Source organism: Arthrobacter sp. SLBN-53, assembly GCF_006715585.1.
Classification (GTDB): domain Bacteria; phylum Actinomycetota; class Actinomycetes; order Mycobacteriales; family Mycobacteriaceae; genus Mycobacterium; species Mycobacterium neoaurum_A.
In genome coordinates, this window is record NZ_VFNN01000001.1 from 3,349,553 (window position 1) to 3,374,575 (window position 25,023).

The 25,023-nt window shown below is 65.9% G+C and carries 26 protein-coding genes and 1 tRNA gene; 16 read left to right on the forward strand and 11 right to left on the reverse strand.

The genetic code is table 11. The features are described from left to right. The first annotated feature begins 13 nt into the window (after positions 1-13). Together FBY28_RS15980 and FBY28_RS15985 are read left to right on the forward strand one after the other, a co-directional pair. Positions 14-1,123, forward strand: a complete 1,110-nt coding sequence (locus FBY28_RS15980; protein WP_141868324.1) for an FAD-dependent monooxygenase — start codon at positions 14-16, stop codon at positions 1,121-1,123. Between the two features lie 10 nt (positions 1,124-1,133). After that, on the forward strand, positions 1,134-1,745 hold the full coding sequence (locus FBY28_RS15985) for a TetR/AcrR family transcriptional regulator (protein ID WP_141868325.1): 612 nt from the start codon (positions 1,134-1,136) through the stop codon (positions 1,743-1,745). Here the strand turns inward: FBY28_RS15985 and FBY28_RS15990 are convergent. Together FBY28_RS15990 and FBY28_RS15995 are read right to left on the reverse strand one after the other, a co-directional pair. Next, the gene (locus tag FBY28_RS15990; RefSeq protein WP_141868327.1) at positions 1,742-3,403 is read right to left on the reverse strand and encodes an acetolactate synthase large subunit; all 1,662 of its coding nucleotides are present in this window, start codon (positions 3,401-3,403) and stop codon (positions 1,742-1,744) included. The genes FBY28_RS15985 and FBY28_RS15990 overlap by 4 nt on opposite strands. 37 nt (positions 3,404-3,440) lie before the next feature. Continuing rightward, a complete protein-coding gene (locus FBY28_RS15995) occupies positions 3,441-4,463 on the reverse strand; it encodes an Lrp/AsnC family transcriptional regulator (protein ID WP_141868329.1) in 1,023 nt (340 codons plus the stop codon). Positions 4,464-4,577: 114 nt separating this feature from the next. Here FBY28_RS15995 and FBY28_RS16000 point away from each other — a divergent pair, with 114 nt between their 5' ends. From FBY28_RS16000 to FBY28_RS16010, 3 genes are read left to right on the forward strand one after another with little or no spacing between them, the layout of a single operon-like run. Further along, a complete protein-coding gene (locus FBY28_RS16000) occupies positions 4,578-6,047 on the forward strand; it encodes a Na+/H+ antiporter NhaC family protein (protein WP_216847742.1) in 1,470 nt (489 codons plus the stop codon). Between the two features lie 8 nt (positions 6,048-6,055). Beyond that, a complete protein-coding gene (locus tag FBY28_RS16005) occupies positions 6,056-7,651 on the forward strand; it encodes an N-acyl-D-amino-acid deacylase family protein (protein WP_141868332.1) in 1,596 nt (531 codons plus the stop codon). Further along, a complete protein-coding gene (locus tag FBY28_RS16010; RefSeq protein WP_141868334.1) occupies positions 7,648-9,021 on the forward strand; it encodes an FAD-binding oxidoreductase in 1,374 nt (457 codons plus the stop codon). Before FBY28_RS16005 ends, FBY28_RS16010 begins: the two co-directional genes overlap by 4 nt. A 266-nt stretch (positions 9,022-9,287) precedes the next feature. Here FBY28_RS16010 and FBY28_RS16015 read toward each other — a convergent pair. Both FBY28_RS16015 and FBY28_RS16020 read right to left on the reverse strand, forming a co-directional pair. Next, positions 9,288-9,361, reverse strand: a tRNA-Gly gene (locus tag FBY28_RS16015). 92 nt (positions 9,362-9,453) lie between these two features. After that, on the reverse strand, positions 9,454-9,852 hold the full coding sequence (locus FBY28_RS16020; protein WP_216847743.1) for a tyrosine-type recombinase/integrase: 399 nt from the start codon (positions 9,850-9,852) through the stop codon (positions 9,454-9,456). A 3-nt stretch (positions 9,853-9,855) separates the two neighbouring features. Here FBY28_RS16020 and FBY28_RS26225 point away from each other — a divergent pair, with 3 nt between their 5' ends. From FBY28_RS26225 to FBY28_RS16035, 4 genes are all read left to right on the forward strand, one after another. Beyond that, complete coding sequence (locus tag FBY28_RS26225; RefSeq protein WP_286178131.1) at positions 9,856-9,984, forward strand: hypothetical protein; 129 nt, start codon at positions 9,856-9,858, stop codon at positions 9,982-9,984. Continuing rightward, a complete protein-coding gene (locus FBY28_RS16025) occupies positions 9,953-10,369 on the forward strand; it encodes a phage major capsid protein (protein ID WP_141868338.1) in 417 nt (138 codons plus the stop codon). Before FBY28_RS26225 ends, FBY28_RS16025 begins: the two co-directional genes overlap by 32 nt. A gap of 45 nt (positions 10,370-10,414) precedes the next feature. Then, positions 10,415-10,792: a hypothetical protein gene (locus FBY28_RS16030; RefSeq protein ID WP_141868341.1), complete on the forward strand. Its 378-nt coding sequence runs from the start codon at positions 10,415-10,417 to the stop codon at positions 10,790-10,792. Between the two features lie 360 nt (positions 10,793-11,152). Then, a complete protein-coding gene (locus tag FBY28_RS16035; RefSeq protein ID WP_141868344.1) occupies positions 11,153-12,079 on the forward strand; it encodes a DUF2971 domain-containing protein in 927 nt (308 codons plus the stop codon). 33 nt (positions 12,080-12,112) lie between these two features. Here the strand turns inward: FBY28_RS16035 and FBY28_RS16040 are convergent, their stop codons facing one another. The 3 genes from FBY28_RS16040 to FBY28_RS16050 all read right to left on the reverse strand — a co-directional run bounded on the left by FBY28_RS16040 (position 12,113) and on the right by FBY28_RS16050 (position 13,662). Next, positions 12,113-12,652: a hypothetical protein gene (locus FBY28_RS16040; protein WP_141868346.1), complete on the reverse strand. Its 540-nt coding sequence runs from the start codon at positions 12,650-12,652 to the stop codon at positions 12,113-12,115. After that, a complete protein-coding gene (locus tag FBY28_RS16045; RefSeq protein WP_286178132.1) occupies positions 12,649-13,299 on the reverse strand; it encodes a DUF5343 domain-containing protein in 651 nt (216 codons plus the stop codon). The genes FBY28_RS16040 and FBY28_RS16045 overlap by 4 nt, the downstream gene beginning before the upstream one ends. Before the next feature lie 132 nt (positions 13,300-13,431). Then, positions 13,432-13,662: a hypothetical protein gene (locus tag FBY28_RS16050; RefSeq protein WP_141868350.1), complete on the reverse strand. Its 231-nt coding sequence runs from the start codon at positions 13,660-13,662 to the stop codon at positions 13,432-13,434. Positions 13,663-13,987: 325 nt separating this feature from the next. Here FBY28_RS16050 and FBY28_RS16055 point away from each other — a divergent pair, with 325 nt between their 5' ends. The 3 genes from FBY28_RS16055 to FBY28_RS25795 all read left to right on the forward strand — a co-directional run bounded on the left by FBY28_RS16055 (position 13,988) and on the right by FBY28_RS25795 (position 16,831). After that, a complete protein-coding gene (locus FBY28_RS16055; protein ID WP_141868352.1) occupies positions 13,988-14,428 on the forward strand; it encodes a cupin domain-containing protein in 441 nt (146 codons plus the stop codon). Positions 14,429-14,451: 23 nt separating this feature from the next. Continuing rightward, positions 14,452-15,021 (forward strand): dCTP deaminase, encoded by a 570-nt coding sequence (gene dcd, locus FBY28_RS16060; RefSeq protein WP_030136986.1) that lies wholly within the window; start codon positions 14,452-14,454, stop codon positions 15,019-15,021. 148 nt (positions 15,022-15,169) lie between these two features. Beyond that, positions 15,170-16,831: a DUF7159 family protein gene (locus FBY28_RS25795; protein ID WP_174241652.1), complete on the forward strand. Its 1,662-nt coding sequence runs from the start codon at positions 15,170-15,172 to the stop codon at positions 16,829-16,831. A gap of 6 nt (positions 16,832-16,837) precedes the next feature. On the opposite strand, the gene FBY28_RS16070 is transcribed toward FBY28_RS25795, so the two are convergent. Beyond that, on the reverse strand, positions 16,838-18,298 hold the full coding sequence (locus FBY28_RS16070; RefSeq protein ID WP_141868354.1) for an alpha/beta fold hydrolase: 1,461 nt from the start codon (positions 18,296-18,298) through the stop codon (positions 16,838-16,840). A 127-nt stretch (positions 18,299-18,425) separates the two neighbouring features. Continuing rightward, positions 18,426-19,058: a TetR/AcrR family transcriptional regulator gene (locus FBY28_RS16075; RefSeq protein WP_141868356.1), complete on the reverse strand. Its 633-nt coding sequence runs from the start codon at positions 19,056-19,058 to the stop codon at positions 18,426-18,428. A gap of 72 nt (positions 19,059-19,130) precedes the next feature. Here FBY28_RS16075 and FBY28_RS16080 point away from each other — a divergent pair, with 72 nt between their 5' ends. From FBY28_RS16080 to rfbA, 4 genes are read left to right on the forward strand one after another with little or no spacing between them, the layout of a single operon-like run. Next, on the forward strand, positions 19,131-20,444 hold the full coding sequence (locus FBY28_RS16080; protein WP_174241653.1) for a cytochrome P450: 1,314 nt from the start codon (positions 19,131-19,133) through the stop codon (positions 20,442-20,444). A 2-nt stretch (positions 20,445-20,446) separates the two neighbouring features. Beyond that, entirely contained in the window at positions 20,447-21,184 is a 738-nt protein-coding gene (locus FBY28_RS16085; protein ID WP_141868363.1) for a maleylpyruvate isomerase family mycothiol-dependent enzyme, read from the forward strand. A gap of 10 nt (positions 21,185-21,194) precedes the next feature. Next, positions 21,195-21,545, forward strand: coding sequence for a nuclear transport factor 2-like protein (locus tag FBY28_RS16090; protein WP_141868364.1), 351 nt, complete (start codon positions 21,195-21,197; stop codon positions 21,543-21,545). Further along, positions 21,546-22,409 carry a glucose-1-phosphate thymidylyltransferase RfbA gene (gene rfbA, locus FBY28_RS16095; protein WP_141868367.1) on the forward strand — a complete coding sequence of 288 codons (864 nt, stop codon included), beginning with the start codon at positions 21,546-21,548 and terminating at the stop codon, positions 22,407-22,409. Here the strand turns inward: rfbA and FBY28_RS16100 are convergent. After that, positions 22,363-23,616 (reverse strand): YibE/F family protein, encoded by a 1,254-nt coding sequence (locus FBY28_RS16100; RefSeq protein ID WP_141868369.1) that lies wholly within the window; start codon positions 23,614-23,616, stop codon positions 22,363-22,365. The genes rfbA and FBY28_RS16100 overlap by 47 nt on opposite strands. Positions 23,617-23,642: 26 nt before the next feature. Continuing rightward, on the reverse strand, positions 23,643-24,914 hold the full coding sequence (locus tag FBY28_RS16105) for a pyridoxal phosphate-dependent aminotransferase (RefSeq protein ID WP_216847744.1): 1,272 nt from the start codon (positions 24,912-24,914) through the stop codon (positions 23,643-23,645). Positions 24,915-25,023: the final 109 nt, after the last annotated feature.

Below are 25,023 nucleotides of genomic sequence, written 5' to 3' on the forward strand. Positions count from 1 at the left end.
GAAGGGTTTGGCAATGCGTATTTTGGTGAGCGGGGCCGGCGTGGCCGGTCTGAGCGCGGGGATAGATCTGGCGCGGGCCGGGCACGATGTCGAGGTGATCGAGCGGGCCGGTCATCTGCGCGTCAACGGCTCGCCGATCGACGTGCGCGGCGCTGCTCTCGACACTGCGCGCAGCATGGGCATTCTCGACGCCGTACATGCACACCGCATCACGATGACCGAGCAGACGGCGTTCCTCGACCGGTCCGGTGCGGTCGTCGCCCACCTGGTGCGCGACGAGATCGACGAGTCGCCCGAGGACGTCGAGATCCCTCGCGAGGATCTGATGAACATCCTGCGCGCGGCCCTGCCCACGACGGCGGACCTGCGATTCCGAGAATCGGTCACACGCGTGGACGACGATGGTGACCGGGTGTCGGTCGGCTTCGCCTCCGGTCGCAACGGCGTCTATGACCTCGTCGTCGGCGCCGACGGGGCGCACTCGGCGGTGCGCCGACTGGTATTCGGGCCGGAGCAAGATTTCACCGAGCATCTCGGCATGTACGTCGCGATTGCCGAGGCGCCCGAACAATCGACGCCGGGCAACCGCACCTCCGAGGTGCTCAACCTGCCCGGGCTGATGGCCGGCGTGGCCCGCTATCGAGACAAGGCCTTGGCACTGTTCGAGTTTCGCTCCGAGCCGCTCGACTACGACTATCACGACCTAGACGCACAGAAACGCATCCTGGCCGACGCCTTCGCCGGCGTCGACGACTGGAAGGTGCCGGAGCTGATCGATGCGGCGCAACGCGATCCCGAACTCTACTTCGACGCGCTCGCCCAGATAAAGATGCCGTCCTGGCACCGCGACCGGGTCGTGCTCATCGGTGACGCCGCGCATTGCGCGACGCCGATGGCCGGACGGGGCACCTCGCTGGCCCTGCTCGGGGCATGGACGCTGACCGAAGAGCTGCGCCGCGGCACCGATCTCGACGAGGTGTTCAGTAGCTACGAGCAGCGGATGCGTCCGGAAGTGTCGGCGGCACAGGAATTCGCCTCCGTCGGAGCCGATATCATTCTGCCCGCCACGTGGGAGGCCATCGAGGCGCGCAACACCCGGCTGCGCGCGGCCCAGCCGCTCTAGGGGGTCGAAGGTGGAAGACAATGCCGAACCGAGCCGGCGCCCGGGTGGCCGTTCGGCCCGGGTTCGCCGGCAGATCATCGAGGTTGTCGTCGAACTCATCGCCCGAGAGGGTGTCGGGGGCTTGAGCTACGAACAGATCGCCGAGCGCGCCGGGGTCAACAAGACGACCGTGTACCGCAACTGGCCGAATCGAGCGACGCTGATAGCCGATGCACTTGTCAGCTTCGGCGACGACGTGGCGCCCCTGCATGATTCGGGCGACCTGGACGCGGACCTGGTCGACTTCCTCGATGCCCTCGCCGTCGCCACCGAAAGCCCGCGCGGGCGCGCGATGCTGAGCATTGTGACCGTAGCCCGGGACAACCCCGAGCTGCGGGCCGTCGTGGACGAGGTTTTCGACCGTCGCGTGGTGATGGTGAAGGACCGGTTGCAGGCGTCGGTGGATCGCGGTGAACTACCCGCGACGGACCTCGCGCTGATCGCCGCGATACTTTCAGGGCCCGTGCAACTGTTCGCCAGCCGTGGCGCCCGCACATTCACCAGGGACGACGCCCGCCGGGTGACGGCAATCGTCCTTGCCGGCGTGCGTGCGACAGCTGGGTCACTCGACGATGCCGGCTAGGACCAGGACTCGTCCAGCTCGCCCAGCGAGGCGATCAGGGCGCTGTTGGCGCGGTAGTCGACGGGGCACGCGATGACGCTGACGGTGTCGGCTGCCAGCGCTTCGCGCAGTGTGGGCAGCAGCTGCTCTGCGGTGGAGATGCGATAGCCGCGAGCACCGAAACTTTCGGCGTACGAGACGAAGTCGGGATTGCCGAAGCGGGTGTCGACATTGTGGCCGATCTCAAGGTCCATCTTCCAACTGATCAGCCCGTAGGCATCGTCGACCCAGACGAGGATCACCATCGGAGTGCCGACGCGCAACGCGGTCTCGATCTCCTGGGAGTTCATCAGGAACGATCCGTCACCGGTCGCCACGAGGACCTTTGCCCCGGGGCGCGCGATCTTCGCGGCGATGGCGCCGGGCACGGACCACCCCATGGTCGACAGTCCGTTGGAGATCAGGCACGTGTTGGGTTCATAGGTCGGGTACAGCCGGGCCATCCACATCTTGAGGGCGCCGGTGTCGACCAACACGATGTCGTCCCGGTCGAGCGCTGCGCGCGTGTCGGCGACGATTCGTGCCGGGGTCAGCGGAAAGCTGTCGTCGGCGCGCCCGCGGTCGAGTTCGGCGGCGAGCAAGCCCCGGATGCGTTCGTCACCGGACGAGTCCGGGCGGTCAGTCCCCATGGCCGCAGCCAGCGCGTCGAGGCTGCGGGCGGTATCGGCATGCAAGCCGACGGCGACGTCGTAGTGGGCGTCGACCTCGGCCGGAAACCGGTGCACGTGAATGATCTTGGCGTCCCCGCGCGGATTGATCCGGACCGGGTCGAACTCCTGCAACTCGTAGCCCACGGCGACGATCACATCGGCCTGGTCGAATCCGAAGTTCACATAGTCGTGGCGCATGAATCCGACGGCCCCCAGCGCGAGGGGGTGGTCGTCGGGTACGACACCCTTGCCGTGGAACGTCGTGGCGACCGGTATGCCGAGCGACTCGGCGAACCGACGGACCGCGGCCGACGCGTCACTGCGCACCGCGCCGTGTCCGGCGAGCAGGACAGGATTGCGCGCAGCCCGCAGAATCTCGGCAGCGCGTGCGATCTGCGCGGCCGACGGATCATCCGGGCGCGGCACGTTGACACGCAGCGGAGAGGAATCGGCGGGGGCGTCCGCCTCCTCGACGTTCTCCGGAACGGCGAGGTACACCGCGCCGGGCCGCTCGGTCTGGGCCAGCTTGAACGCCTTGCGGACCATCTCGGGAACCGACTCGGGCGTCGCCACCAGCGCCGACCACTTGGTGACGGGCGCAAACATCGACACCAGGTCGACGCTCTGATGCGACTCCTTGTAGCTGCGCTGCATCCCCACCTGCGCCGAGAGAGCCAGCACCGGAGCCGAATTGGTGGTCGCGTCGGCCACGCCGAGCAGCAGATTGATCGCGCCGGGACCCAACGTCGCGGAGCACACCCCGGCCCTCCCCGTGAGCCGGCCGTACACCTCCGCCATGAAGGAGGCGCCCTGCTCATGACGGGTGAGCACGTACTCGATCGACGACCGGGACAACGCGTCGATCAGTCGGATGTTCTCCTCCCCGGGGATTCCGAACACGTGGGTGACGCCCTCGTTCTCCAAACACTCCACGATCAATTCCGCGGTACTGCGTCTGCTCTCCGGCATTCCTCCAGCCTGTCACAGAAGCGAGTCGAGTCGAGTTTCACAGCACCGGAAAGGCTTCCAGGGTGCTCCGAGCATGCGCGGTCGCGCGCCCCTGCCGATTCAACAGGCGGCCGAGTTGTTTGGCGGTGTGCAGGCAGATGGCACGGTCGACGACGGTCAATTCGTGCGCGCGTTCCTGCAGGGTGCGCTCGAGCGCGGGCAGGGCGTCCAGGGAACGCAACCAGACCATCAGCAGCAGATTGCGCGGGCCGGTCAGGCTGCAGCACAACCGGACCTGCGGTAGCGCCGAGAGGGATTGCACGGTGCTCTCCAGGTGCTTTGGCGGGGTGGCCGCCCACAGGACAGCCGATACCGGCCACCCGGAGACCGATTGCACAACCTCACACCGCAACCGCAGGATCCCACTGCTCAGCAGGCGATCGGTGCGTCGCCGCGCGGTCGGTTCGCTGATCTCCGTGCGTTCGGCGATCGCGGTGTACGACATCCGGCCGTCCTCGTGAAGCAGTTGGTAGATCCGCTGGTCCACCGGTTCCAGCCGGATGTTGTGGGCGCGGTCCTCCGAATCGGTTCCGGTGTCGAGCGCGCGTTGCTGGTCCGGGTCCAGGCTGCGCAGGCGCCAGCGGCCCGGCTCGACGTGGCCGGCGGTGCGGATTTCGGCGCGGAAGCTGCGAATCCCCGGCATCGGCTCGATCGTGTCGCGGATGTAGGCGGAGATCTCGACCGGCGAGCGTCGCGCCACGACGATGAGCAGTCCGCGGTACCCGGTCACGTGATGGATGTAGACCACCTCGGGCTGGCCCGCGAACGTGTCCTGCACCACGTCGAGTTGTCCGTGCGCGCATTCGATCTCGATATAGGCCAGGCAGAACGTGTTGTGTCGCGGCGGTCCGACCCCGCAGGTCACCCAGGCGTATCCCTCGGTCTGGAGACGTCGCCACCGGCGCGCCACCGTGGCGGCATCCAGATCCAGGGCGCGACCCAAGACCGTCCAGGATGCGCGCGGAGCCACCTGGAGTGCATTGAGCAGGGCCAGATCGGTTTCGTCGACGAAATCCTGCATGGCAACACCGTAGATGGAGTGATTCTGACGGATTCCTGCATGGGCGCGATCACCTCGCCGATCGGCCTTTTGCTGGGACCTATCACCACAGAGGGCCGCGACGCAGGGAGAGCCATGAACGGCAGTGAGAAAGACCGCAACGGGGGTGCCCATGTCGGGGCGGCGCCGTACAGCACCGATCCGCACCACGCTGAGCAGCCGACCACCGGGAGCCGACGTGACCGGATTCTCAACGTCGCCGCGGTGGCGGCGCTGCTCGTATCGATCGTCATCGGCGTCACCGTCGACGGTCCCACCATGTGGGGCCTGTTTCCGCTGGCCACCTACGCCGTTCTCGCACTCTGCGGAATGGACATCGTCATCTCGACGGTGGTGTCGGTGGCATCGGCGCTGCTGATCCTGCTCCCGACGCCGGCCGCGGCGGGGGAGATCCTCGGCGAGTCCCTCGGCGACCAGGTCACCATGATCGGACTGATCATCCTGCTCGGGGCCGGACTGGCAGAGGTGTTGCGCACCACTGGTGTGGCGAGCCGCATCGTGCAGTCGGTCATGCGCGTCGCCGGTGACAAGAGCCGTACCGCGGTGACTCTGGGCATGATGCTCTCGTGCCTGATCCTGGTGTCGGCACTGGGCACGCTGGCCGGCGCACTCGCCATCGCGGTACCGCTGCTGCTGCCGATCGCGGCGAAGCTGGGCTTCACCCGCTCGGCGCTGACGTCGACGATCTTCATCGGCGGCTGCGCGGGACTGGCACTGGCCCCGTTCGCCGGCTCGAACATCGCGGTGATGGACGCCGCCGGTGTCGGATACCTGCAATACGTGGCCTACGGCGCCGGGCCGCTGGCTGTGCTGTCCCTGATCGTCGGGTTGATCGTGGTGCCGTGGATGCAGCGCCGCACCGAAATCGAGGACGACTTCTACCGCGATGACGAGATCGGCACCGACGATCAGATCCAGCACCCGCACGCATCACGGGCCACGATCGTGTTCTCCGTCGGGCTGATCATCAGCGTGCTGTACGCGACCATCACCTCGGCGGGGACCAGCTTTCCGCTGCTCGCACTGCCGGTGCTGGCGATCATCACCGGGCTGGCCGGTGGCCTCTCGCCGGTCGAGGTCGCCGGTCGCGTCTACGCCGGTGCGGCGGCGCTGATGAACATCTTCCTGCTGTTCTGGTTACTCGCCGTGCTGTTCAACGCGATGAACCGCATCGACCCGTTCGGCGTGGTCCTGGCGACCTACGGCGGCGGACTCGAGCACCTCGGCGCATTTCCCTTCGCGCTGCTCATCGCTCTGCTGGGGTGGGTAGGCGTGCCCGGCGCGACCGCGCCGCAGGTCGTCCTGCTGGACAAGCTGTTCGGTGAACTCGCCGGTGCGCTCGGCGTCAGCGCCGGAACCTGGGTGGTGGTCCTGCTGTTCGCGTCAAAGGCCGACACCTACGGACCGTTCCCGAACGCCAACATGGTCGGCGTCATGGGTCTGGCCCGATCGCTGAGCCTGCGCAACATCCTGCTCACCGGCTGGGCGCTGCTCATCCCCGCGGTGTTCATGTACATCGCCATCATGTTCGTCGAAACCCGATAGGTGCCAACATGAATCACGACATCACATATGACATCGTCATCACCGGCGGACGAGTGATCGACGGCACCGGCCGCCCGGCCGAACGAGCGGATGTCGCCGTGACCGGTGACACCATCGCTGCCATCGGGCCGGGCCCGTATGCGGCGACCACCCGGATCGACGCCACCGATCGTGTCGTCGTGCCCGGTTTCATCGACCTGCACTCGCACGCCGATTTCACCGTCGCCGGCCACCCGGCCGCCGAAACCGCGATCGCCCAAGGCGTGACCACGCTGGTCACCGGCAACTGCGGCCAGTCGCCGTTTCCGGTCCGCGACCCGGAAGAGGCACGGCTGTCCACGGCGTTTCGCGACTTCCCGCTGAGTTGGGACTGGACCGATGCGGCCGGCTTCGGTGCGGCCGTCATGGCGGCCGGTCCCGCGGTGAACGTGGGCCTGCAGGTCGGGCACAACGCCCTACGTGTCGCCGTCATGGGCCAGCAGGATCGTGCCCCCGACGCCGCCGAACTCCGCGAAATGTGCTCGCTGATAGAGGAATCGGCGCAACACCCCGGCGTGGTCGGTTTCTCCACCGGGTTGATATACATCCCGGGTCTGTTCGCCGACTCCGAGGAACTCATCACCCTGGTCTCCGCGGCCGCCTCGTGCGATCTGCTGTACTCGACGCATATGCGCAGTGAGACATCCGAACTCGTCGAGGCGGTGCGAGAGGCGATCGACACCGCCGAGCGTGCGGGTGCGCGGCTGGAGATCTCCCACCTCAAGGCCATGGGCCCGGAGAACTGGGGGACGGTCGACGGCGCCCTCGAACTGATCGACGCCGCCCGCGCGCGCGGCGTGGATGTCACCGCCGACGTCTACCCCTACACCGCCTCCAGCACCGACCTGTTCTCCCGCGTGCCCAAGTGGGCCGTCGACGGTGGCCGCCCGGGCTTGCTGGCCCGGCTGGCCGACCCGGTGCAGCGCGCCCGGATCGCCGAGGAGCTGCGATCCCGGTTCGGACGCGATATCGACCCCGACGGCGTCGTCATCGCCGACCTGGCGCCCGGCGAGTTCGACCGCTACGTGGGATGGTCGATCGCGCAGATCGGGCGCGATCGCGGCGTGGACGCCGCCGAGGCGGCTCTGGATGCGCTTGCCGCGCATGGGGGTTCGGTGACCATCATCAACCACGCGATGAGTGAGGACGACGTCCGCGCCGTGCTGGCCCACCCGTGGGTGTCGGTGGCCAGCGACGGCTGGATGCTCGCCCCCGTCGGTCCGGGCAAGCCGCACCCGCGCAGCTTCGGCACCTTCCCGCGCGTGCTCGGCCGCTACGTGCGCGACCAGCCGGCCATGCCGCTGGAAGAGGCGATCCGCAAGATGACCACGCTGCCCGCCTCCCGCATCGGCATCACCGACCGCGGCTCGCTGACCTTCGGCGCGGCCGCCGACATCGTGGTGCTCGACCCCGATTCGGTCACGGACACTTCGACCTACGATGACCCGTGGCAGCTCGCCCGGGGTGTCTGCACGGTACTGGTCAACGGCACGCCCGCATTGCTCGACGGGGAGTTCACCAAGAATCACGCCGGCAGGCTGTTGGAGAAGCGAGGTCCGGAATGACGGGCACGGCAGCCGAGATCGTCGGCGAACTGGTCGACATCGTCGGTCGCGGACATGTTCTCACCGATCCTGAGACGATCGCCAGTTATCGAACCGACTGGACCGGGCGATTCCAGGGGCACACCGACGTCGTGGTGCGGCCGGCCAACACCGCGGAAGTGGCTGCCGTCCTTGGCGTCTGCCATGACCACGGCGTGCCGGTGGTGCCCCAGGGCGGTAACACCGGTCTGGTCGGTGGGTCGGTGCCGATGCGCGGTGAGCTGGTGTTGAGCACGCGGCGCCTCGACGAGATCGAGCATGTCGATCCTGTCGGCCGCACGCTGGCGGCGGGTGCCGGGGTGACCGTGGCGCGGGCACAGCAGGCGGCCCGCGAGCTCGGCCTCGATCTCGGTGTGGACCTCGCCTCGCGCGACTCGGCCACCCTCGGCGGCATCGTGGGCACCAACGCCGGCGGGGTGCGCGTCATCAAGAACGGCGCCACCCGCGCTCAGCTGCTCGGTATCGAGGCGGTCCGGTCAGACGGGTGCGTCGTGACCCGGTGGAAAGAGCTGACCAAGGACAACGTCGGCTATGACCTGCCCGGCCTGCTGGCCGGATCGGAGGGGACGCTCGCCGTCATCACCCGGGTCCTGATGCGTCTGGTGGTCCCCGTGCCGCAGACGGTGGTGGCGCTGGTGGCCCTGTCATCGGTGGACGCGGCGCTGGTGTTGTTGGACCGGGTGCAGCGCCACGGCCTGCGGCTGGAGGCCGCGGAGTTCATGACCGCAGCGGGAGTCGATCTGGTGTGCAGGCACACCGGACTCCGCGCGCCGTTCGGTGACGACGCGCCGATCTATCTGCTGCTGGAAGTTCCGGGTGCGGGCGAGGCGGAGAACGCGTTATCGGCGCTGTTCACCGAGGACGCCGACGCCGTCTTGGACGCCACGTTGGAGGCGGGACCCGCACGCAAGTTGTGGCAGTACCGGGAGCGGCACACCGAGTCGATCTCGGCGGAATCACGCACGCCGGCAGTCAAATTGGATGTATCCGTGCCGCTGCGATTCCTCGCGGACTTCTTCACCACGCTGGATTCCCGGCTGCGGGCCGAGCACCCCGACGTCCGCGCGATCTGCTTCGGGCATATCGCCGACGGCAATGTCCACGTCAACGTGCTCGACGTACCGGTCGAAAAGCAGCACGCCATCACCGATCTCGTGCTGCGGAAGGTGGCCGACTACCGGGGCAGTATCAGCGCCGAACACGGTATCGGGCATGCGAAGGCAGCGTGGATAGAGCTGGGGCGCAGCGCGAACGATATCGACACCATGAAGCGGATCCGAGCCGCCTTCGATCCGGCGGGAATATTGAACCCGCACGTCCTGCCGCGGTGACCGCCCACCCGGCCGCCGGACTGCGCGCCCCGAGCGTTGAGCATGGAGTAGCCGCGCGACGTGTTATGCATGGAATCGCAGGCATACGGAGTGCGGCAAGGCGTGGTCCCCAGGACGGGCGACGCCGTTATCGACGCCACGGAGCACTGCCGGGGGTGATGTGAGTAGATCGGCTTCGGTGACCGGGAAACCGAGCGGCTTGCCGAGATGCTGCGGACGAGAATCGACAGCCTGAAGTAGTTGCTCGCGCTTCTGTTGAACATCTGTGGAGCCGATGACGGGAATCGAACCCGCGTATTCAGCTTGGGAAGCTGATGTTCTACCATTGAACTACATCGGCAGTAGGTCTCTGACCTGCGCATACGCACTCGCTGACCTTGGGCGTGGCATGTCGATGTCACACTCAGTGTTGCAATGAGTTCGCAGCGGCGCTCAGGGCGTCGTCCTGCTGTGAGCATACAACCTCATGGTCAGGGCAGGATCATTGTGTCCGATGTAAGCGGCGATCACCGCGGTGGGAACCCCATCTAGGTGCATCAACGTCGCGGCGGTGTGTCGGGCACCGTGCAGTTTGAGGTGCCTCATCCCACACCGGGCCAGCGCATCGCGCCAGTAGCGAGACAACACGGCGGGGGAGTACGGGTCACCGATCTCGTTGGATACGACATAGGCGCCTGAGCGGTACGCAAGGCCCGCCTCGGTGCGTTCGTCGCGTTGACGATCACGCGCAGCTTGCAAGGCGACCACCAGGCGATCTGGGACCGGCAGCGTGCGCCGTGACATCGCTGATTTCGGGTCGTTCTCGACCGAGCGGCCACCGGCATCAGTCACGAGATGCGGCGGTCGCTCATCTTCAAGGCCGACACCGCGTTTCTGTCGCAGCCTGCGCCGGTATCGCCTGCGGAGTTCCCGCCTGCGGGACTGTTGGCCTATGCCACCGACGCCGGCCCACTGTCGGGGTGACCTCGACGCACTGATCGACGCGGTATCGCAGATGGAAGCACTGCCCGGTGGTGTGGCCACACACATCCTGGCGCATCCCGCCGCGTACGCGACTCTGCGTCAGATCAAGAAGGCGACCGGATCGAACGAAAGCCTCTTGGGCGCAGGCACGCAGCCGGGAGAGAAGTCGCTGTTGGGCATTCCGGTTTTGACCACGAACGCATTGCCGTCTGATGGTGTTCTGGTACTGGACAAGAATTACGTCGTGTCTGCGTATACGAACGTGGAACTCGCTCGGTCCGATGACTTCTACTTCAACTCGATCTCGGTGGCACTGCGGGCTTCGTTCCGCTTCGGTGCCGGGTTGCTCGAAGCTCAGGCTGCGCAGTATCTCGAAGTCGCATAACTCGCGCTGCATCATTCGCCGTGGTGCGCCGACCTCGAAGGCAACGTGTCCAACTCCTCGATGCGTTGCCTTCTTGGTGGACGCGATGACCTTGCAGGCATCACCGGCATCTCACAGTCGCACTGTGCGCCAACAGGTTTGATTGCCTACACGATGCGCGGTCTTGTAACATCGAGCATGAGTGATTCGATGATCGCGCGCGTGAACGACGCATTGAACTTCGACATGACCCGTGTCGATGAACTTGCGTACGTTGCGTGTGTGTCGCAACAACTTGAACAATTGTTTGATGAACTTTGCGAACTTGTTGATGGCAACGACGACGAAGTTCTTCGGCTCGCGCAACGTGCTGTGTCGCTGGCCTTTACGTTCATCGAAACCACCGACGCGTTGCCCGGGAACATCGAACAGTTCTCCGACTGACCACACCGACGTCGCTCGTGAGCGCGTGTGCGCGTGTGCCGTCGCTACCTGGGGGGATGAGGGGGGTGGGTGCCACAGCGCCTCGTAGAGGCTTTGACGCTCACACTGCGTACGGCTTCGCCAAAGTTGAAAAGGAAAGTTTCATCGACCGTCAAAACCGACCCTGTAATGGCGGTACTTCCTTTGGTTTCGCTGTGCCACAATCACGCCCGCTCGTGTGGCCATCTGCGCTGCGTGGGCGTCTGTACGTCCCCGTGAGCGTCTGCGCGTTACGTCGCATGTGGTGCGTCGTGCGTGTACGCGTTGGGCGTCAGAGTTCGAGCGCTGTTTGAATCGCCGAGAGATGGTTCACTAGGCAGCATGTCATACCCATTCCCTGGTAGCTTTAATGCCACACCTGATTTGCTGTATCACTACACAACGGTGTCCGGGCTAGAAGGCATTCTCGCCAGCTCCACGCTTTTCGCGACCCACATCGGCTATCTAAACGATGCTGAGGAAATGAAGCATGGTGTCAAGCAGATTGAACAACTTTTGGCACCGTCGTCGGATCTTGTTGCTGCAGTTGCGATGGAGAACCCTGGCAGCAGCCGCCAAGTCGTCGCGGGCATAAATCGTTTGCGCTCGGAGTTCACGTCGTCTCACCATCAATCATTGGTGAAACAACCCTATGTCACCTGCCTATCGGAGGTCGGTGACCAGCTGAGTCAATGGCGGGGGTACGGGGGCCGTGGTGGATACGCGATCCACTTCGACACGAAGCTTCTGCGGAAAACGGTGCGGCTCAAAGGGCTTGACGGTGCTCATCTTTTCGGTGAGTTCAATCTACTTCAGCAGATCGCTTACCATCCAGACGAGGCATCGGTTTACCTTGCGGGCATTCTCGACCGTTTCGCCGACGCAATAGGTGAGCAACTCGAAGAACCCGAGGGTTCTACGCGGGATGTGATTTCCTTGTCGTACGAGTTCTCGCTGATTGAGCTTCAGAATGCCATCGCGGTCATGAAGAACCCAGCCTTCGATGAGGAGCGGGAGTTTCGGATTGTCTCCCATCCTCCGGATGACACCTGGGACCCAGACAGCTGCTTCCATTCTGCCTCCGACATCGGGCTGATACCTCGTATCAGGCTGTCCTTCCACCCGGGGTGCATCACTGGCGTCACGGTCGGACCTGGGGAAAATATGGAACTGCGAAAGAAGTCGCTCGAGCATTACTTCGAGGTTCACTACGACAAGTATCCGAATGTTCAGGTCATGACGTCCGAAGTTCCATTCAGGCCGATCTAGACTTGTCTAGCAATGGCCACACCAGCCCTTGAGCTAGGTCGGCGACTTCTGATTGATGCTCGGTATGCGATTGAGAAGCTCAGAGACGTAGCCAAGCGCCTCATTGAGAGTCGGTACGTACCCGCTTGGGTGAGCGCACTCGTTGCGTTTGGACAGAAGCCCGTGTAGGGCCTTCAATTCGGACTTCTTTAGAAGCTTGACTTTGTTTGCGACCGCGACCAACTGATGTTCTGTGACGTTTTCTTTCAGATCGTCAACAGTTGTCCACTGCGACCAGTTGGGATACGCCGTGTGAACAGCGACCAGATTATCGGACGCCAACTTCTCGATGAGGAAATCCATAAACGCAGCCCAGGCCATTACTATCGCCGCCCTGTACAGCTTGGCCTCCATAGCGCGGATCGACTCGTTCAACAGCTCCGTCTGGTTCAGATTGAGAATCGTGATCTGCTTGCGCGTCTCCGTAAGAGTCACGATGCGAGATGGCGATGCCTCTTTTGTCGCAAGGAGGACGTGAGCTGCCTGCTCGAAGTTCGAGGCGCGACGCCGAAAATCCTCTACACCCAACGTCACTCGGGGTCCGGAAGCAGATGGGTCTTCATTGCTTTGAAGAATGCCTCAAAGGTCTGCTCGTCCGCGCCTTCGGGGAGCGTCAACTGGACATTGATGTTGACGGTCAGCCCATTCGACGTGGATGGGGTCCGACTGACCACCGCTCCGTTTGGAGGTGTTTCGACCTGCGGTACAGCGGGTGTTTCTCCTCCCTGAGCCGAGGGCGTGGATGCGCCGGATCCGCCATCCGCGGTGAAGTCCGCCTCGGCGACAAGAGCCTTGAAAGTCGCCAGCATCTTGTCTACGACAACCTTGCCAGACGACGTGGAGGTCTTGAATACGTGCTCGAGATCTTCGTTGGAGCGGGTGTGCGCATCCGGGTATACCGCGTAAAGAGATTGATAGCCTGTCTTTATCGCGCGGGCGAGCACTGCTTTGTGCTTGTTCCCTCGATACTCTTGCCAAGCTGGAGTGGGGACGCTGCTGGCATCTATCAACCCGATATAGCGCAGAACCCTCAACATCGACGTGTCATTGCCGCCGGCAAAACCCATGGTCTTCAACCAAGACGAGGTGGCTTTTGCTGGAATCCCGGTTTCTCGAATCTTCTTCAACAGAGGTGACAACCTACCCGGAACGGTGGTGTATGTAGGTTCGTCGTTTGCCACAGTGCCCCCAGTTTGCGCTAAATGAACTGTGAATGATAGCCCACGGGACAGTCAACCTAGCTATTAACACGCGCCGAATAGTCGCCAGAAAGCCCACGCACGGGGCTGACGGGTTGCGTCTGTTCGGGCGGATTAAGATTCGTCGTGCTTCGACTTCTTGGAAGCCTCGCGCTCATCGACCCATTTGGCGAACTTCGCCTTCATCGGCGCGACGTCCTTGGCGGCGAACGCGTAGCGCGATCCTGAGCCAACAGCCTCATGGTCCTTGGACGCGCGCAAGAACACGCGCAGCGTCTTCGGGTCGGTGCCGACCTTCTCGGCGACCTCGCGAGTGGTGAGCGTGACGGGGGTGGGTGTGGTCATGGTGTGCTCCTTGGTTAGTTGGGCTTACTAATGAACGCTAAGAGACCATGAGCGCGAGTCCAAAATAGGACCTTTCGTCGCGCGAGATTGTCACACTCGATATTGCAACCGACGTACGTAGACGTGTCTAAACGACTATGATCGACACTGAACGCAAGAGTGGTGAAAGATGCAGATAGGCAACATCTTTGAGTGTCCCTAGGTGAACGTCACCGGACGTGACCAGGCAACTTGGGAAGCTGATGTTCTGCCATTGAACTACATCGGCCTGTTTGATCAGGAAGGCTAGCACCCAGGCCACACCGATTCACGAGCTGGGGGATCCATGAAACGCCTCGCCGCCGCTTCGGCCGCCGCGCTAAGCCTGAGCATCGCCGTCGCACCGCTCGCCGCGGCCACTCCGCCCGACGGTGACATCGAGCGGACCGAGCTGGCCACCGGCACCGGCGACCAGCCGGTGCAGATCCAGATGACGGGCCCCACCACCCTCTACGTCCAGGAACTCCTGCTGCACCCACCGGCGAGCAGCGGCTGGCACACCCACCCGGGCGTCGAGCACACCGTCATCACCGGCGGGACCGTCACGCTGCAGACCGCCGACCAGTGCGCCCCCACCCCGTACCTCGCCGGCCAGGCCATCGTCATCCCGGCCGGCGTCCCACACGTCGTGCGCAACGACAGCCCGCACGATGCCAATGCGGTGGTCACCTACACGCTGCCGGCCGACCAACCCGTCCGCGAGGACGCGCCAGCCGTCTGCCCCTGACCCGCGGCGGTTAGGCTCACCGCGTGCTGCTCTCCGATCGCGATATCCGCGCCGAGATCGCCGCGGGCCGGCTGGCGCTGGACCCGCATGACGACGATCTGATCCAGCCCTCCAGCATCGACGTCCGCCTGGACAGTCTGTTCCGGGTGTTCAACAACACCCGCTACACCCACATCGACCCGGCGCTGCGCCAGGACGACCTGACCACGCTGGTGGAACCCAAGGAGGGCGAACCCTTCGTCCTGCACCCGGGCGAGTTCGTGCTCGGGGCCACTCTGGAGCGCTGCACCCTGCCCGATGACCTGGCCGGACGCCTGGAAGGAAAGTCCTCGCTGGGTCGCCTGGGCTTGCTGACGCATTCCACCGCCGGGTTCATCGATCCGGGCTTCACCGGGCACATCACCCTGGAGCTGTCCAATGTGGCGAACCTGCCCATCACGCTGTGGCCGGGTATGAAGATCGGCCAGCTGTGCCTGCTGCGGCTGACCAGCCCCGCCGAGCATCCGTACGGCAGCAGCAAGGCCGGATCCAAGTACCAGGGACAGCGCGGACCGACGCCGTCGCGCTCGTATCTGAACTTCCCTCAGCGCTGAACCCGCGTAGGGTTTGTTTCATGCGCTAGCTAATGCCGCCGGATGTAACGACGGTGCTGCTCGTGGCGATGAATAACTAGTTGCCGGTTTGTGTCGACGTTTCGGTTGCGACAAAACGAGCGATGTAGCAAACACTTTGGAGGGGTAAGTGGACATCGTACTTGGTGTGTCCCTGACACCAACGACAGTGCGGATGGTGCTGGTCGAAGGGGAGAAGGGCGACGGCGCGACCGTCGATCACGACGTTTTCGACGTCAGCGCCGCGGCGGGTTCAGCAACGCCCAGCGCGGCCGAGCAGGTCGTCGAGGCCGTGCTCGGCACGCAGGAGAGCGCCGAAGCCGGCGGGCATCACCTGAAATCAATCGGCGTCACCTGGACCGACCACACCGAGGCGGCCGTCCTGCGCGACGCATTGGCCGCGCGCGGACTCACCGACGTGATGCTGGTGTCCGAACTGCACGCCGCGGGTGCGCTGGCCCAGGCCGCCGGCCGCGCGGTCGGCTACGCCTCCACCGCGCTGCTGTTCCTCGACCGCGACACCGCCACGCTGTCGGTGGTCCGCGGTGACGACGGCTCGGTGGTCAAGGTGCTCAGCCGCAGCCTGCACAGCACCGACGCGATGGCCGTCCTCGGGGATATGGCCGCCGCGGTGGCCCGCCAGGACACCCCGCCCGAGGGCATGTTCGTGGTGGGCTCGGGCATCGATGTCGCCGCGGTCAAGGAACATCTGGCCGATCTGGTCGACATCCCGGTCAGCGCACCAGAGGAATCCGGATTCGCCCTGGCCCGCGGTGCCGCCCTGGCCTCCGCCGCCGCACCGATGTACGAGGCCTCGACGGTCGGGTTGGCCTACTCACTGGACCCCGACGGCCCGACCGCGGGTTCGGCGCTGCACACCGCCGACACTCAGCTGGCGGCCAGCGCGGTCCCCAGCTACGCCGAGATCCCCGATGACCTGTCCGGACTGGACGTCGAGCCGCCCGCCGACGAGGAACGCAAACCGTTCCTGCTGATCGGCAGCGCCATGGCGTCGATCTTCGTCGTCGGCGTGGTGGCCCTGGCCATCTCGCTGGCCGTGAGCATCCGCCCGACCGCCGACGAGCGTCCCGCACCCGCGCGGGCCGCGGTGGCGCCCAGCATGCAGGCCCCGGCGCCGGCACCAGAGGCGCTGCCGGTCCAGCCCGCCCCGCCGCCTGCGCCCGAGGTCGCCCAGACGATCAAGGCTCCGATCCCCGTGGTGCAGCAGGCGCCTGCGCCGCGCCAGGTCTATGTCGAAGCGCCCGCCCCGCAGGCTCCGGCCCCGGCACCCGCGCCGGCCGCCCCGCCGCCGGCCCCCGCTCCGGCCGCCCCGGCCCCGGCGCCCGCACCTGCGTTCATCCCGCCGGTGGTGCTGCCGCCGCCGGTGATCGTGCTGCCGCGCCCGCAGTGGCCGGTGTGGACACCGCCGTGGGAACAGCAGCCGCACCGTCCCGACTACTACGACGATGACGACTCCGGCTGGCCGGATTGGACACCGCCGCAGCAGACCCAACCGCAGCCCCAACCGACGCGTCCCCAGCCGCAACCGCAGCAGCCGCAGCCACCACAGTGGCCGCAGCTGCCGCAGTGGCCCGGCGGCGGAAACGGTGGCGCCCCCAGTGCCGGCCCGAGCGGCGCAGGCCCCGGCGCAGGCGGACCGCGTGGTGAATCCGGCTACGGCCGAGGTGATTCGGGTCGCGGTAGTTCAGGTCCCGGCGGCCAGTCCGGTCCGGGTGGTCCCGGCGGCCCGGCCGCACCGGGGAGCAACTGCTTCCTGATCTTCTGCAGCTGAGCCCGGTCAGTCGGTCACGGGCTGGACCTGGATCGGCGGAATGGCGTCCAGGCAATCCAGTGGTCCGGTCGACCCGGAGCGCACGAAGCGATCGATGATGTCGGCGACGCACCCGCTGGGCTCGCTGTCTGGGGTGTGTCCGACATTGGGCACGGTCACGAACGTCGAATGCGGGAACTGGCGGGCGGTCAGTAGACCGTTGGCATCAGGCGTGACGGCGTCCAGGTCACCGGACAACACCAGCACCGGCACGTCGGGCAGCGGGGTGTGGACCTGGTCGGGCCGCTTGTGCTGCGCCGCCGCCGGCCATTTGATGCAGATGTCGCCGCCGTCGTGCTGCGCCTCGGCGAAGCCCTGAGCACTGAACGAGCCGAGATCACCGGCCCCCCGGACCGCGCTCTCGAACTGCTTCTCCCGTTGCGTCTCATCGGATTTTGTGGACCACAGCGGTAGATAGTCGTTGCACGAGATGGCGATGTACAGATCGTCGCCCACCGGTGTGTAGCCAGGCACGCCGAGCTCGGCTATCAGGTCGCGCAGCGCCTCGTCGTCACCGTTGACGTAACTGTGCAGTGCCGCGGGCAATTCGCCGAGCGCCGTCGTCCCGTCCGGATCGGCACCCACCCCGCTGGTGGCCCCCTCGAAGACGAGGTTGCCGAACTCGCCCTCGGTCACCAGGGCGTCGTCGACGGTGATCGGTGACTCACGCAGCGCGGCGGTCACCATCCGCAGATCGGCCACCGCGACGTTGCCGTCGCAGGCCCCGCTGCGATCGCAGATCCGGTGCAACGCCAGGTCGACCGCTTCGGCATTGGGCCGCTGCAGCGGGTCGAAGTGCAGCGGATAGGCACCCGCCAGGACGATCGACTGCACGTGATCGGGATGGCGCTGGGCGTACACCGTCATCAGATAGGTGCCATAGGAGGCGCCGTAGGCGATCACCTTGTCGATGCCGAGATGATCGCGGACCGCATCGAAATCATCGGCGGTGGCCGCGGAGGTGTAGGCGCCGGCGCGGGGGCCGAGATGGTCGGCGCACTGGGCGACGGCGTCGCGCTGGTCGGACCGGGTGCCGATGGCGAAGGCGAAACCGTCGACCGCACAGTCCATCGGCGAGGATTCGCCGATCCCGCGCGGATCGATCAACAGCACGTCGTAGTCCTCGAGGACGCCCGGGGTCAGGGCGGCGACATCGGGACCCCACGCGATCACCGGGACGCCGGGGCCGCCGGGGTTGGGCATGATGGTGCCCGCCGGTTCGGGATTGTCACCGCTGTGGCGCACCAGGGCATAGCCGACGTCGATGGTGCCCAGTTCGGGCGCGTCGTCGAGCAGGGGGCGCTGGATGACCCCGCAGTCGGTGACATGGTGCAGGATGCTCGGGCACCAGTCCGGACTGCTCGACACCGCGGCGGTCGAGACCGGCGGGGAAGCTACCGGGATGGCCTGCCCACACCCCGCCACCATGACCGCAGCCCCCAGCGCGGCGATCCAGTGAATGGTGCGCCGCGACCGTTGTGGTGTCCTGGGCCGGGGTCCGTGGGATATGAGCGTTCCGCCTCCTGCGCGAGTGGTCGAACCGCCACGATAGCCGTCAGAGCTGTTGTTGGCCGGTGACGCCGTTGCGCAACATCCCGTCGAAGCCCTGCCAGAGCAACATGGACACCAACTCGACGACGCGCTCACGCGGTACGTCGCGGTTCTCATACCACCAGGTGGCGACCCCATCGCAGGCAGATTGGGTGGCCCGAGCCAGGATCCACGCCGAATCGTCGACTGTGATGCCGCGCACGGATGTGGTCTCCCCGGCGCCGAGTCGGATCAGATCGGCGATGGCGGCGGTCCCGCGGCCGATGATCTCCTCGACCACCTTGGCGGTCTCGGAGTCGGCGGGCGGGTCGCGGTGCAGGAATCGCCACATGAACGGATCGGCCTCGACGAACTCGAAATAGTTGGAGATGCTGGCGCGCACCATCTCCTCCGGGGTGGCGCCCTCGACGCGGCGCAGTGAGTGCTCCCGCAGCTGGGTGGCGTGCTCCTCGATGACGGCGAGATGTAGTTCGCGCTTGGACCCGAAGTGGTCATAGAGCACCGAGGGCACCACTCCGGCCAGGCTGGCGATGTCCTGCATCTTGGCCTCGGCGAAGCCGTGCTCGGCGAAGGTCTCGACGGCCGCGTCGAGGATGCGCGCACGTCGCTGTGCTGCTGGTATTCGGATCCTTGCCACACCGAATTGTAATTCGGTAGGCTGCGAACGAGGTACCGAACCGCGATTCGGTTAGGGGTGATGATGGCGACAATGCGTGAACGTATCCACTGGATGGCCATGCACGGATTCGTCCGTGGGATCTCGACTCGGTTTGCCCGCCGGGGCGACCCGCAGGGCCGGTTGATCGCCGATCCCGCGATCCGTGCCGACCCGGTCCCGTTCACCGAGGAACTGCGCGCGCAGGGACCGCTGGTCAAAGGGCGAGTGGTCTACCTGTCCGTCGACCACAAGGTCTGCAGCGACGTCCTGCGCTCGGAGGACTTCCGCGTCCTGGCGCTCGGGTCGAATCTGCCCGGGCCACTGCAATGGGTCATCGACCGCACCAAACCCGATGTGCTGCACCCACTCCAGCCGCCGTCGATGCTCTCGGTCGAGGCGCCGCAGCACACCCGCTACCGCAAGCTGGTGTCCTCGGTGTTCACCACCCGCGCCGTGGCGGCGCTGCGAGATCGGGTGCAGGACACCGCCAACCGGCTGCTTGACGACCTCGAGGCCGAGACCGGCACCGTCGACATCGTGGCGCGGTACTGCGGGCAACTGCCGGTCACCGTCATCGGTGACATCCTCGGCGTCCCCGAACACGACCGGTCCCGCGTCCTGGAGTTCGGCGAACACGGCGCCGCCAGCCTGGACATCGGCCTGACCTGGCCGCAGTACCAAGAGGTGAGCGCGGCCGTCCAGGGGTTCAACGATTGGCTGGTCGGGCATCTGCGGCAGTTGCGCCGCAACCCCGGTGACGATCTGATGAGCCAGATCATCACCGCCTCCGAGGCATCCGAGGACGGTCCGCTGACCGAACAGGAACTGGTGGCCACCGCCGGTCTGGTGCTCGCCGCCGGATTCGAGACCACCGTCAATCTGCTGGGCAACGGCATCAGACTGCTACTGCAACACCCGGAACACCTGCAGGCGCTCACCGAACGGCCCGAGCTGTGGCCGATTGCCGTCGAGGAGATCCTGCGCCTGGAATCCCCGGTGCAGCTCTCGGCGCGCATCGCCACCAAGGACCTGGACCTGGCGGGCACCCGCGTGCGCGCCGGGGAAGGGGTGCTGGTCTATATCGCCGGCGCCAACCGCGACCCGAACGTCTTCGACGACCCGCAACGATTCGATATCGAGCGGTCGAATGCCGGGAAGCACCTGTCGTTCTCCGGCGGCAGGCACTTCTGCCTGGGTGCCGCGCTGGCCAGGGCCGAGGGTGAGGTCGGGCTCCGGACGTTCTTCGAGCGCTTCCCCCACGCCGCGCTCGCCGGGGACGGAACGCGTCGCGAAACCCGGGTGCTGCGTGGCTGGGCCACCCTGCCAATCGCCCTCGGCGACACCCGCGCCGCGCTACCGTCGTAAGCATGGACTTCCGAGCCGCCCTGCTCGAACAAACCAGAGACTTCGGCGAACTGATCCGCGCTGCAGACCCGGCGACGCCGGTTGACACCTGTCCGGGGTGGACTGTCAACCAGCTGTTCCGCCATGTCGGTCGCGGAAACCGTTGGTGCACACAGATCATCACCGACCGCCGCACCGAGCCGCTGAATCCGCGCGAGGTTCGCGACGGTAAACCGCCCGAGGACATGGATGCGGCCATCGACTGGCTCAACCAGGGGGCGGTGGCACTGATCGACGCGGTGGAGCAGGCGGGTTCGAACATCAAGGTGTGGACCTTCGTCGGCCCGCACATCCCGGGTTGGTGGATCCGGCGTCGGGTGCACGAGCAGACCGTCCACCTCGCCGATGCCCATCTGGCGCTGGGCACCGAGTTCGACCTGCCCGCCGGGTTGGCCGCCGATGGCGTCAGCGAATGGCTCGACTTGGCGACCGCGGTGCACAAGCCGATTCCGCGCGGACAGTCGCTGCACCTGCACGCCACCGATGACGGCCTTGGCCCGACCGGGGAGTGGACCGTCGTGCACGACGAGGAGGGGCTGTCGTGGACGTACGCGCACGGCAAGAGCGACGTCGCCGTCCGCGGGCGGGCGGTCGACCTGCTGATGGCCATCACCCGCAGACGCACCGCGGCCGATGCCGGGCTGGAGATCCTGGGGGACGCGGGGGTATGGGACGCGTGGTTGGCCGGCTCGCCGCTCTAGAGTGCTCAGCATGAGCACCTCCGAGATCGCCACCGTCCTGGCATGGCATGACGCCCTCAACGCGCGTGACTACGACACGCTGGTGAAGCTCTCCAGCGACGATATCGAGATCGCGACCGCCGACCGCGCCGCCCAAGGGCACCAGGCGCTGCTGGACTGGGCCCAGGAGGGCGTCACCGCCGAGGTGGGCAAGCTCTACGTGCACGACGGGGTTGTCGTCGCCGAGCAGACCGTCAATGGAGCCCCTGCCGCCTCGGCGTTCCGGGTGGTGCACGATCACGTCACCTCGTTGTTCCTACACGAGAGTCTCGACGCGGCGCTGGCGGCTACCGGCCTCACCGAAAAAGACCTCGACGCCTAGATGCGGGGCATCATCCTGGCCGGGGGGACCGGGACGCGTCTACACCCGATCACCCGGGGCACCAGCAAGCAGCTGCTGCCCGTGTACGACAAACCGATGATCTACTACCCGCTGAGCACCCTGATGATGGCGGGAATTCGGGACATCCTGGTCATCACCACCGGCCACGACGCACCGGGCTTTCACCGGTTGCTCGGCGACGGCTCGCAGTGGGGTATCAACCTGACCTACGCCGTACAGGACACACCGGAGGGCCTCGCGCAGGCCTTCGTGATCGGCGCCGACCATATCGGCAGCGATTCGGTGGCATTGGTGTTGGGCGACAACATCTTCTACGGACCCGGGCTGGGAACGGGATTGCGCCGATTCCAGAATGTCAGCGGCGGAGCCATTTTTGCGTACTGGGTGGCCAACCCGTCGGCCTACGGGGTGGTCGAATTCGACGCCGACGGGCGGGCGGTATCGCTACAGGAGAAACCGGACAAGCCGAAATCGCATCACGCGGTTCCCGGTTTGTACTTCTACGACAACGATGTCGTCGAGATCGCCCGTGGACTGCGCAAGTCCGCGCGCGGCGAGTACGAGATCACCGATATCAACCAGACCTATCTGCGCCAGGGCCGGCTCTCGGTCGAGGTACTGGCCCGCGGCACCGCGTGGCTGGATACCGGGACCTTCGATTCCCTGCTGGACGCAAGCGATTTCGTGCGGACCATCGAACAACGCCAGGGGCTGAAGATCAGTGCTCCCGAAGAGGTGGCCTGGCGGGTGGGCTTCATCGACGACGAGCAGCTCGCCGCCCACGCCCAGACCCTGCTCAAGTCGGGTTACGGGAACTATCTTCTGGAGCTGCTGCAGCGTTAGGCGTCGCCAGCACCGCCGCGATGGCCGTCGTCAACGGAACCGAAAGGGCAAGGGCGATACCGCCGACGGCCGAGCGGGCGATCTCGATGGCCACGCTCTCCCCGGTCAGGACATCGCCGAGTGAGCGGTTGGCCACGCTGAACAACAGCAGCAGCGGGAGCGCGCTGCCCGCGTAGGCGAGCACCAGCGTGTAGACCGTGCTGGCGATGTGGTCGCGGCCGACCCGCATGGCGCCGAAGAACACCGCCCGCCGCGAATCGCTGTGCTGCGCCAGCTCGAAGGCCGTCGAGGCCTGCGTGACGGTGACGTCGTTGAGGACGCCGAGGGAACCGATGATGAAACCGGCCAGCAGCAGGCCGGTGATCGACACCCCACCGAGGAACGTCGCGACCGCGTTGTTCTCCTCCTCCGACAGCCCGGTGAGGTGAGTGAGTTCGATGGCGCCCCAGGACAGCGCCGTCGCCAACAGCAACGATGTCAACGTGCCCAGCAGCGCCGCGCTGGTGCGCAGACTCACCCCGTGTGCAAGGTAGAGAACGGCATAGAGGATCAGTGACGACGCCACCAGCGCCACCGGAATGGCATTCGCCCCGTCGCGCAGGGCGGGCAGCATGAACAGCACCAGCACCGCGAAGGCGACGGCGATACCGATCAGGGCGCGCAGACCGCGCCAGCCGGCGACGGCCACGACGACGATGGCGAAGGCCGCCGCCAGCGCGGTGAGCGTCCAGCTGCGCTCGTAGTCGTAGAACGAGTAGATGGTGGTGCCGCTCGGGTCGACGGCGCGGGTGACGCGGATATCGTCGCCGACGACGAGCTGCGGTTGTCCCGGCCCACCGCTGAACTCCAGCAGGGTGTAGGCGCCCTCGTTGGGGCCGGAACCGATCCGGATGAACGACTGGGTGCAATAGGTGTCACCGGTGCTGGGTGGCGGTGCGGAGGTGATGACCGCACCGACCGTGGGCCCACCGCAGGCTGCCTCCGAGACCGACACCACCCGGCCCGCCTCGGTGCTGACACCGCCGCCCGCGGAATTCTGGAACGGCAGCGGGATGTCCAGTTTCTCCTGACTGGGCCATAGCCAGCCCACCCCGATCAGGGTGGCGACGCCGATCGCGATCAGCAGACCGACCACGACCCGGGCGGCCAGCGGCCCCAACGGCGAGGGGCCGCTCAGCGAATGCGAGTGTGAATGGGAGTGGGCCACCCGCAACAGCGTAGGCGGTGTGCCTGCTACTGCCGGTAGCTGACCAGGAAGTTGCCGAGCCGGTCGATGGCGTTGGCCAGGTCGCGCGCCCATGGCAGCGTCACGATGCGCAGATGATCCGGTGTGGGCCAGTTGAATCCGGTGCCCTGGGTGACCAGGATCTTCTCCTGTAACAGCAGGTCGAGTACCAGTTGCTCGTCATCGTGGATGTCGTAGACCTCGGGATCCAGCCGCGGGAACGCGTACAGCGCACCCTGGGGCTTCACACAGGACACTCCGGGAATCGAATTCAGCTTCTCGACCGCGACATCGCGCTGCTCGAGCAGCCGGCCGCCGGGCAGCACCAGATCGTCGATGCTCTGATGGCCGCCCAGGGCAACCTGAATGGCGTGCTGGGCAGGCACATTGGGGCACAGCCGCATATTGGCCAACAGGTTGATGCCCTCGATGAAGCTGCTCGCGTGTTCCTTGGGGCCGGTGATCACCAGCCAGCCCGACCGGTAGCCGGCCACCCGGTAGGCCTTTGAGAGCCCATTGAAGGTGAGGCACAACAGATCCGGAGCCAGGGTGGCCAGGCTGATGTGCTCGGCGTCGTCGTAGAGGATCTTGTCGTAGATCTCGTCGGCCAGCAGCAGCAGCTGATGCTTGCGCGCGAGTTCGACCATCTGCTCGAGGATTTCGCGGCTGTACACCGCGCCGGTGGGATTGTTCGGGTTGATCACCACCAGCGCCTTGGTGCGCTCGGTGATCTTGGATTCCAGGTCGGCGATATCGGGATTCCAGCCCTGGGTCTCGTCACACAGGTAGTGCACCGGGGTGCCGCCGGCCAGCGCGGTCGAGGCGGTCCACAGCGGGTAATCCGGCGCCGGGATGAGCACCTGGTCACCGTTGTCGAGCAACGCCTGCAACGTCATCGTGATGAGTTCGGAGACACCGTTGCCCAGGAAGACGTCGTCGACGTCGAACTTGGGAAAACCGTCGACCAGTTCGTAGCGGGTGAACACCGCACGGCGGGCCGGGATGATGCCCTTGGAATCTGAATAGCCCTGCGCGGTGGGCAGGGCGGCGATGATGTCGCGCATGATCACATCGGGGGCCTCGAACCCGAACGGGGCGGGGTTGCCGATGTTGAGCTTGAGGATGCGGTGGCCCTCGGACTCCAACCGGGAGGCCTGCTCGTGTACCGGCCCGCGGATCTCGTACAGGACGTCCTGCAGCTTGGTCGACTGGGCGAACGTCCGCGGACGCGGCTGCGGGCTCTGATGCCACGTTCGGTCGGGAAGCTGATGGGTACTCACGAGAAATAGTGTCCCACGTGCTGACAACCGGATTTTCGTGCCGCATAACGGTTTGACTGTCACGACGGTAAATTCATGGCCGCTCGACGCCGTTTTTCGCCATTACGGT

Bases quoted from the DNA above. Each gene is read 5' to 3' on its own strand.
- FBY28_RS15990 (WP_141868327.1), bottom strand. From the start codon at position 3,403: ATGCCGGAGAGCAGACGCAGTACCGCGGAATTGATCGTGGAGTGTTTG.
- FBY28_RS16025 (WP_141868338.1), top strand. From the start codon at position 9,953: ATGCCACCGACGCCGGCCCACTGTCGGGGTGACCTCGACGCACTGATC.
- FBY28_RS15995 (WP_141868329.1), bottom strand. From the start codon at position 4,463: ATGCAGGATTTCGTCGACGAAACCGATCTGGCCCTGCTCAATGCACTC.
- FBY28_RS16050 (WP_141868350.1), bottom strand. From the start codon at position 13,662: ATGACCACACCCACCCCCGTCACGCTCACCACTCGCGAGGTCGCCGAG.
- FBY28_RS16085 (WP_141868363.1), top strand. From the start codon at position 20,447: ATGGACTTCCGAGCCGCCCTGCTCGAACAAACCAGAGACTTCGGCGAA.
- FBY28_RS16070 (WP_141868354.1), bottom strand. From the start codon at position 18,298: ATGGTGGCGGGGTGTGGGCAGGCCATCCCGGTAGCTTCCCCGCCGGTC.
- FBY28_RS16005 (WP_141868332.1), top strand. From the start codon at position 6,056: ATGAATCACGACATCACATATGACATCGTCATCACCGGCGGACGAGTG.
- FBY28_RS16055 (WP_141868352.1), top strand. From the start codon at position 13,988: ATGAAACGCCTCGCCGCCGCTTCGGCCGCCGCGCTAAGCCTGAGCATC.
- rfbA (WP_141868367.1), top strand. From the start codon at position 21,546: ATGCGGGGCATCATCCTGGCCGGGGGGACCGGGACGCGTCTACACCCG.
- FBY28_RS26225 (WP_286178131.1), top strand. From the start codon at position 9,856: ATGCGGCGGTCGCTCATCTTCAAGGCCGACACCGCGTTTCTGTCGCAG.
- FBY28_RS16010 (WP_141868334.1), top strand. From the start codon at position 7,648: ATGACGGGCACGGCAGCCGAGATCGTCGGCGAACTGGTCGACATCGTC.
- FBY28_RS16090 (WP_141868364.1), top strand. From the start codon at position 21,195: ATGAGCACCTCCGAGATCGCCACCGTCCTGGCATGGCATGACGCCCTC.
- FBY28_RS15980 (WP_141868324.1), top strand. From the start codon at position 14: ATGCGTATTTTGGTGAGCGGGGCCGGCGTGGCCGGTCTGAGCGCGGGG.
- FBY28_RS16000 (WP_216847742.1), top strand. From the start codon at position 4,578: ATGAACGGCAGTGAGAAAGACCGCAACGGGGGTGCCCATGTCGGGGCG.
- FBY28_RS16035 (WP_141868344.1), top strand. From the start codon at position 11,153: ATGTCATACCCATTCCCTGGTAGCTTTAATGCCACACCTGATTTGCTG.
- FBY28_RS16080 (WP_174241653.1), top strand. From the start codon at position 19,131: ATGCGTGAACGTATCCACTGGATGGCCATGCACGGATTCGTCCGTGGG.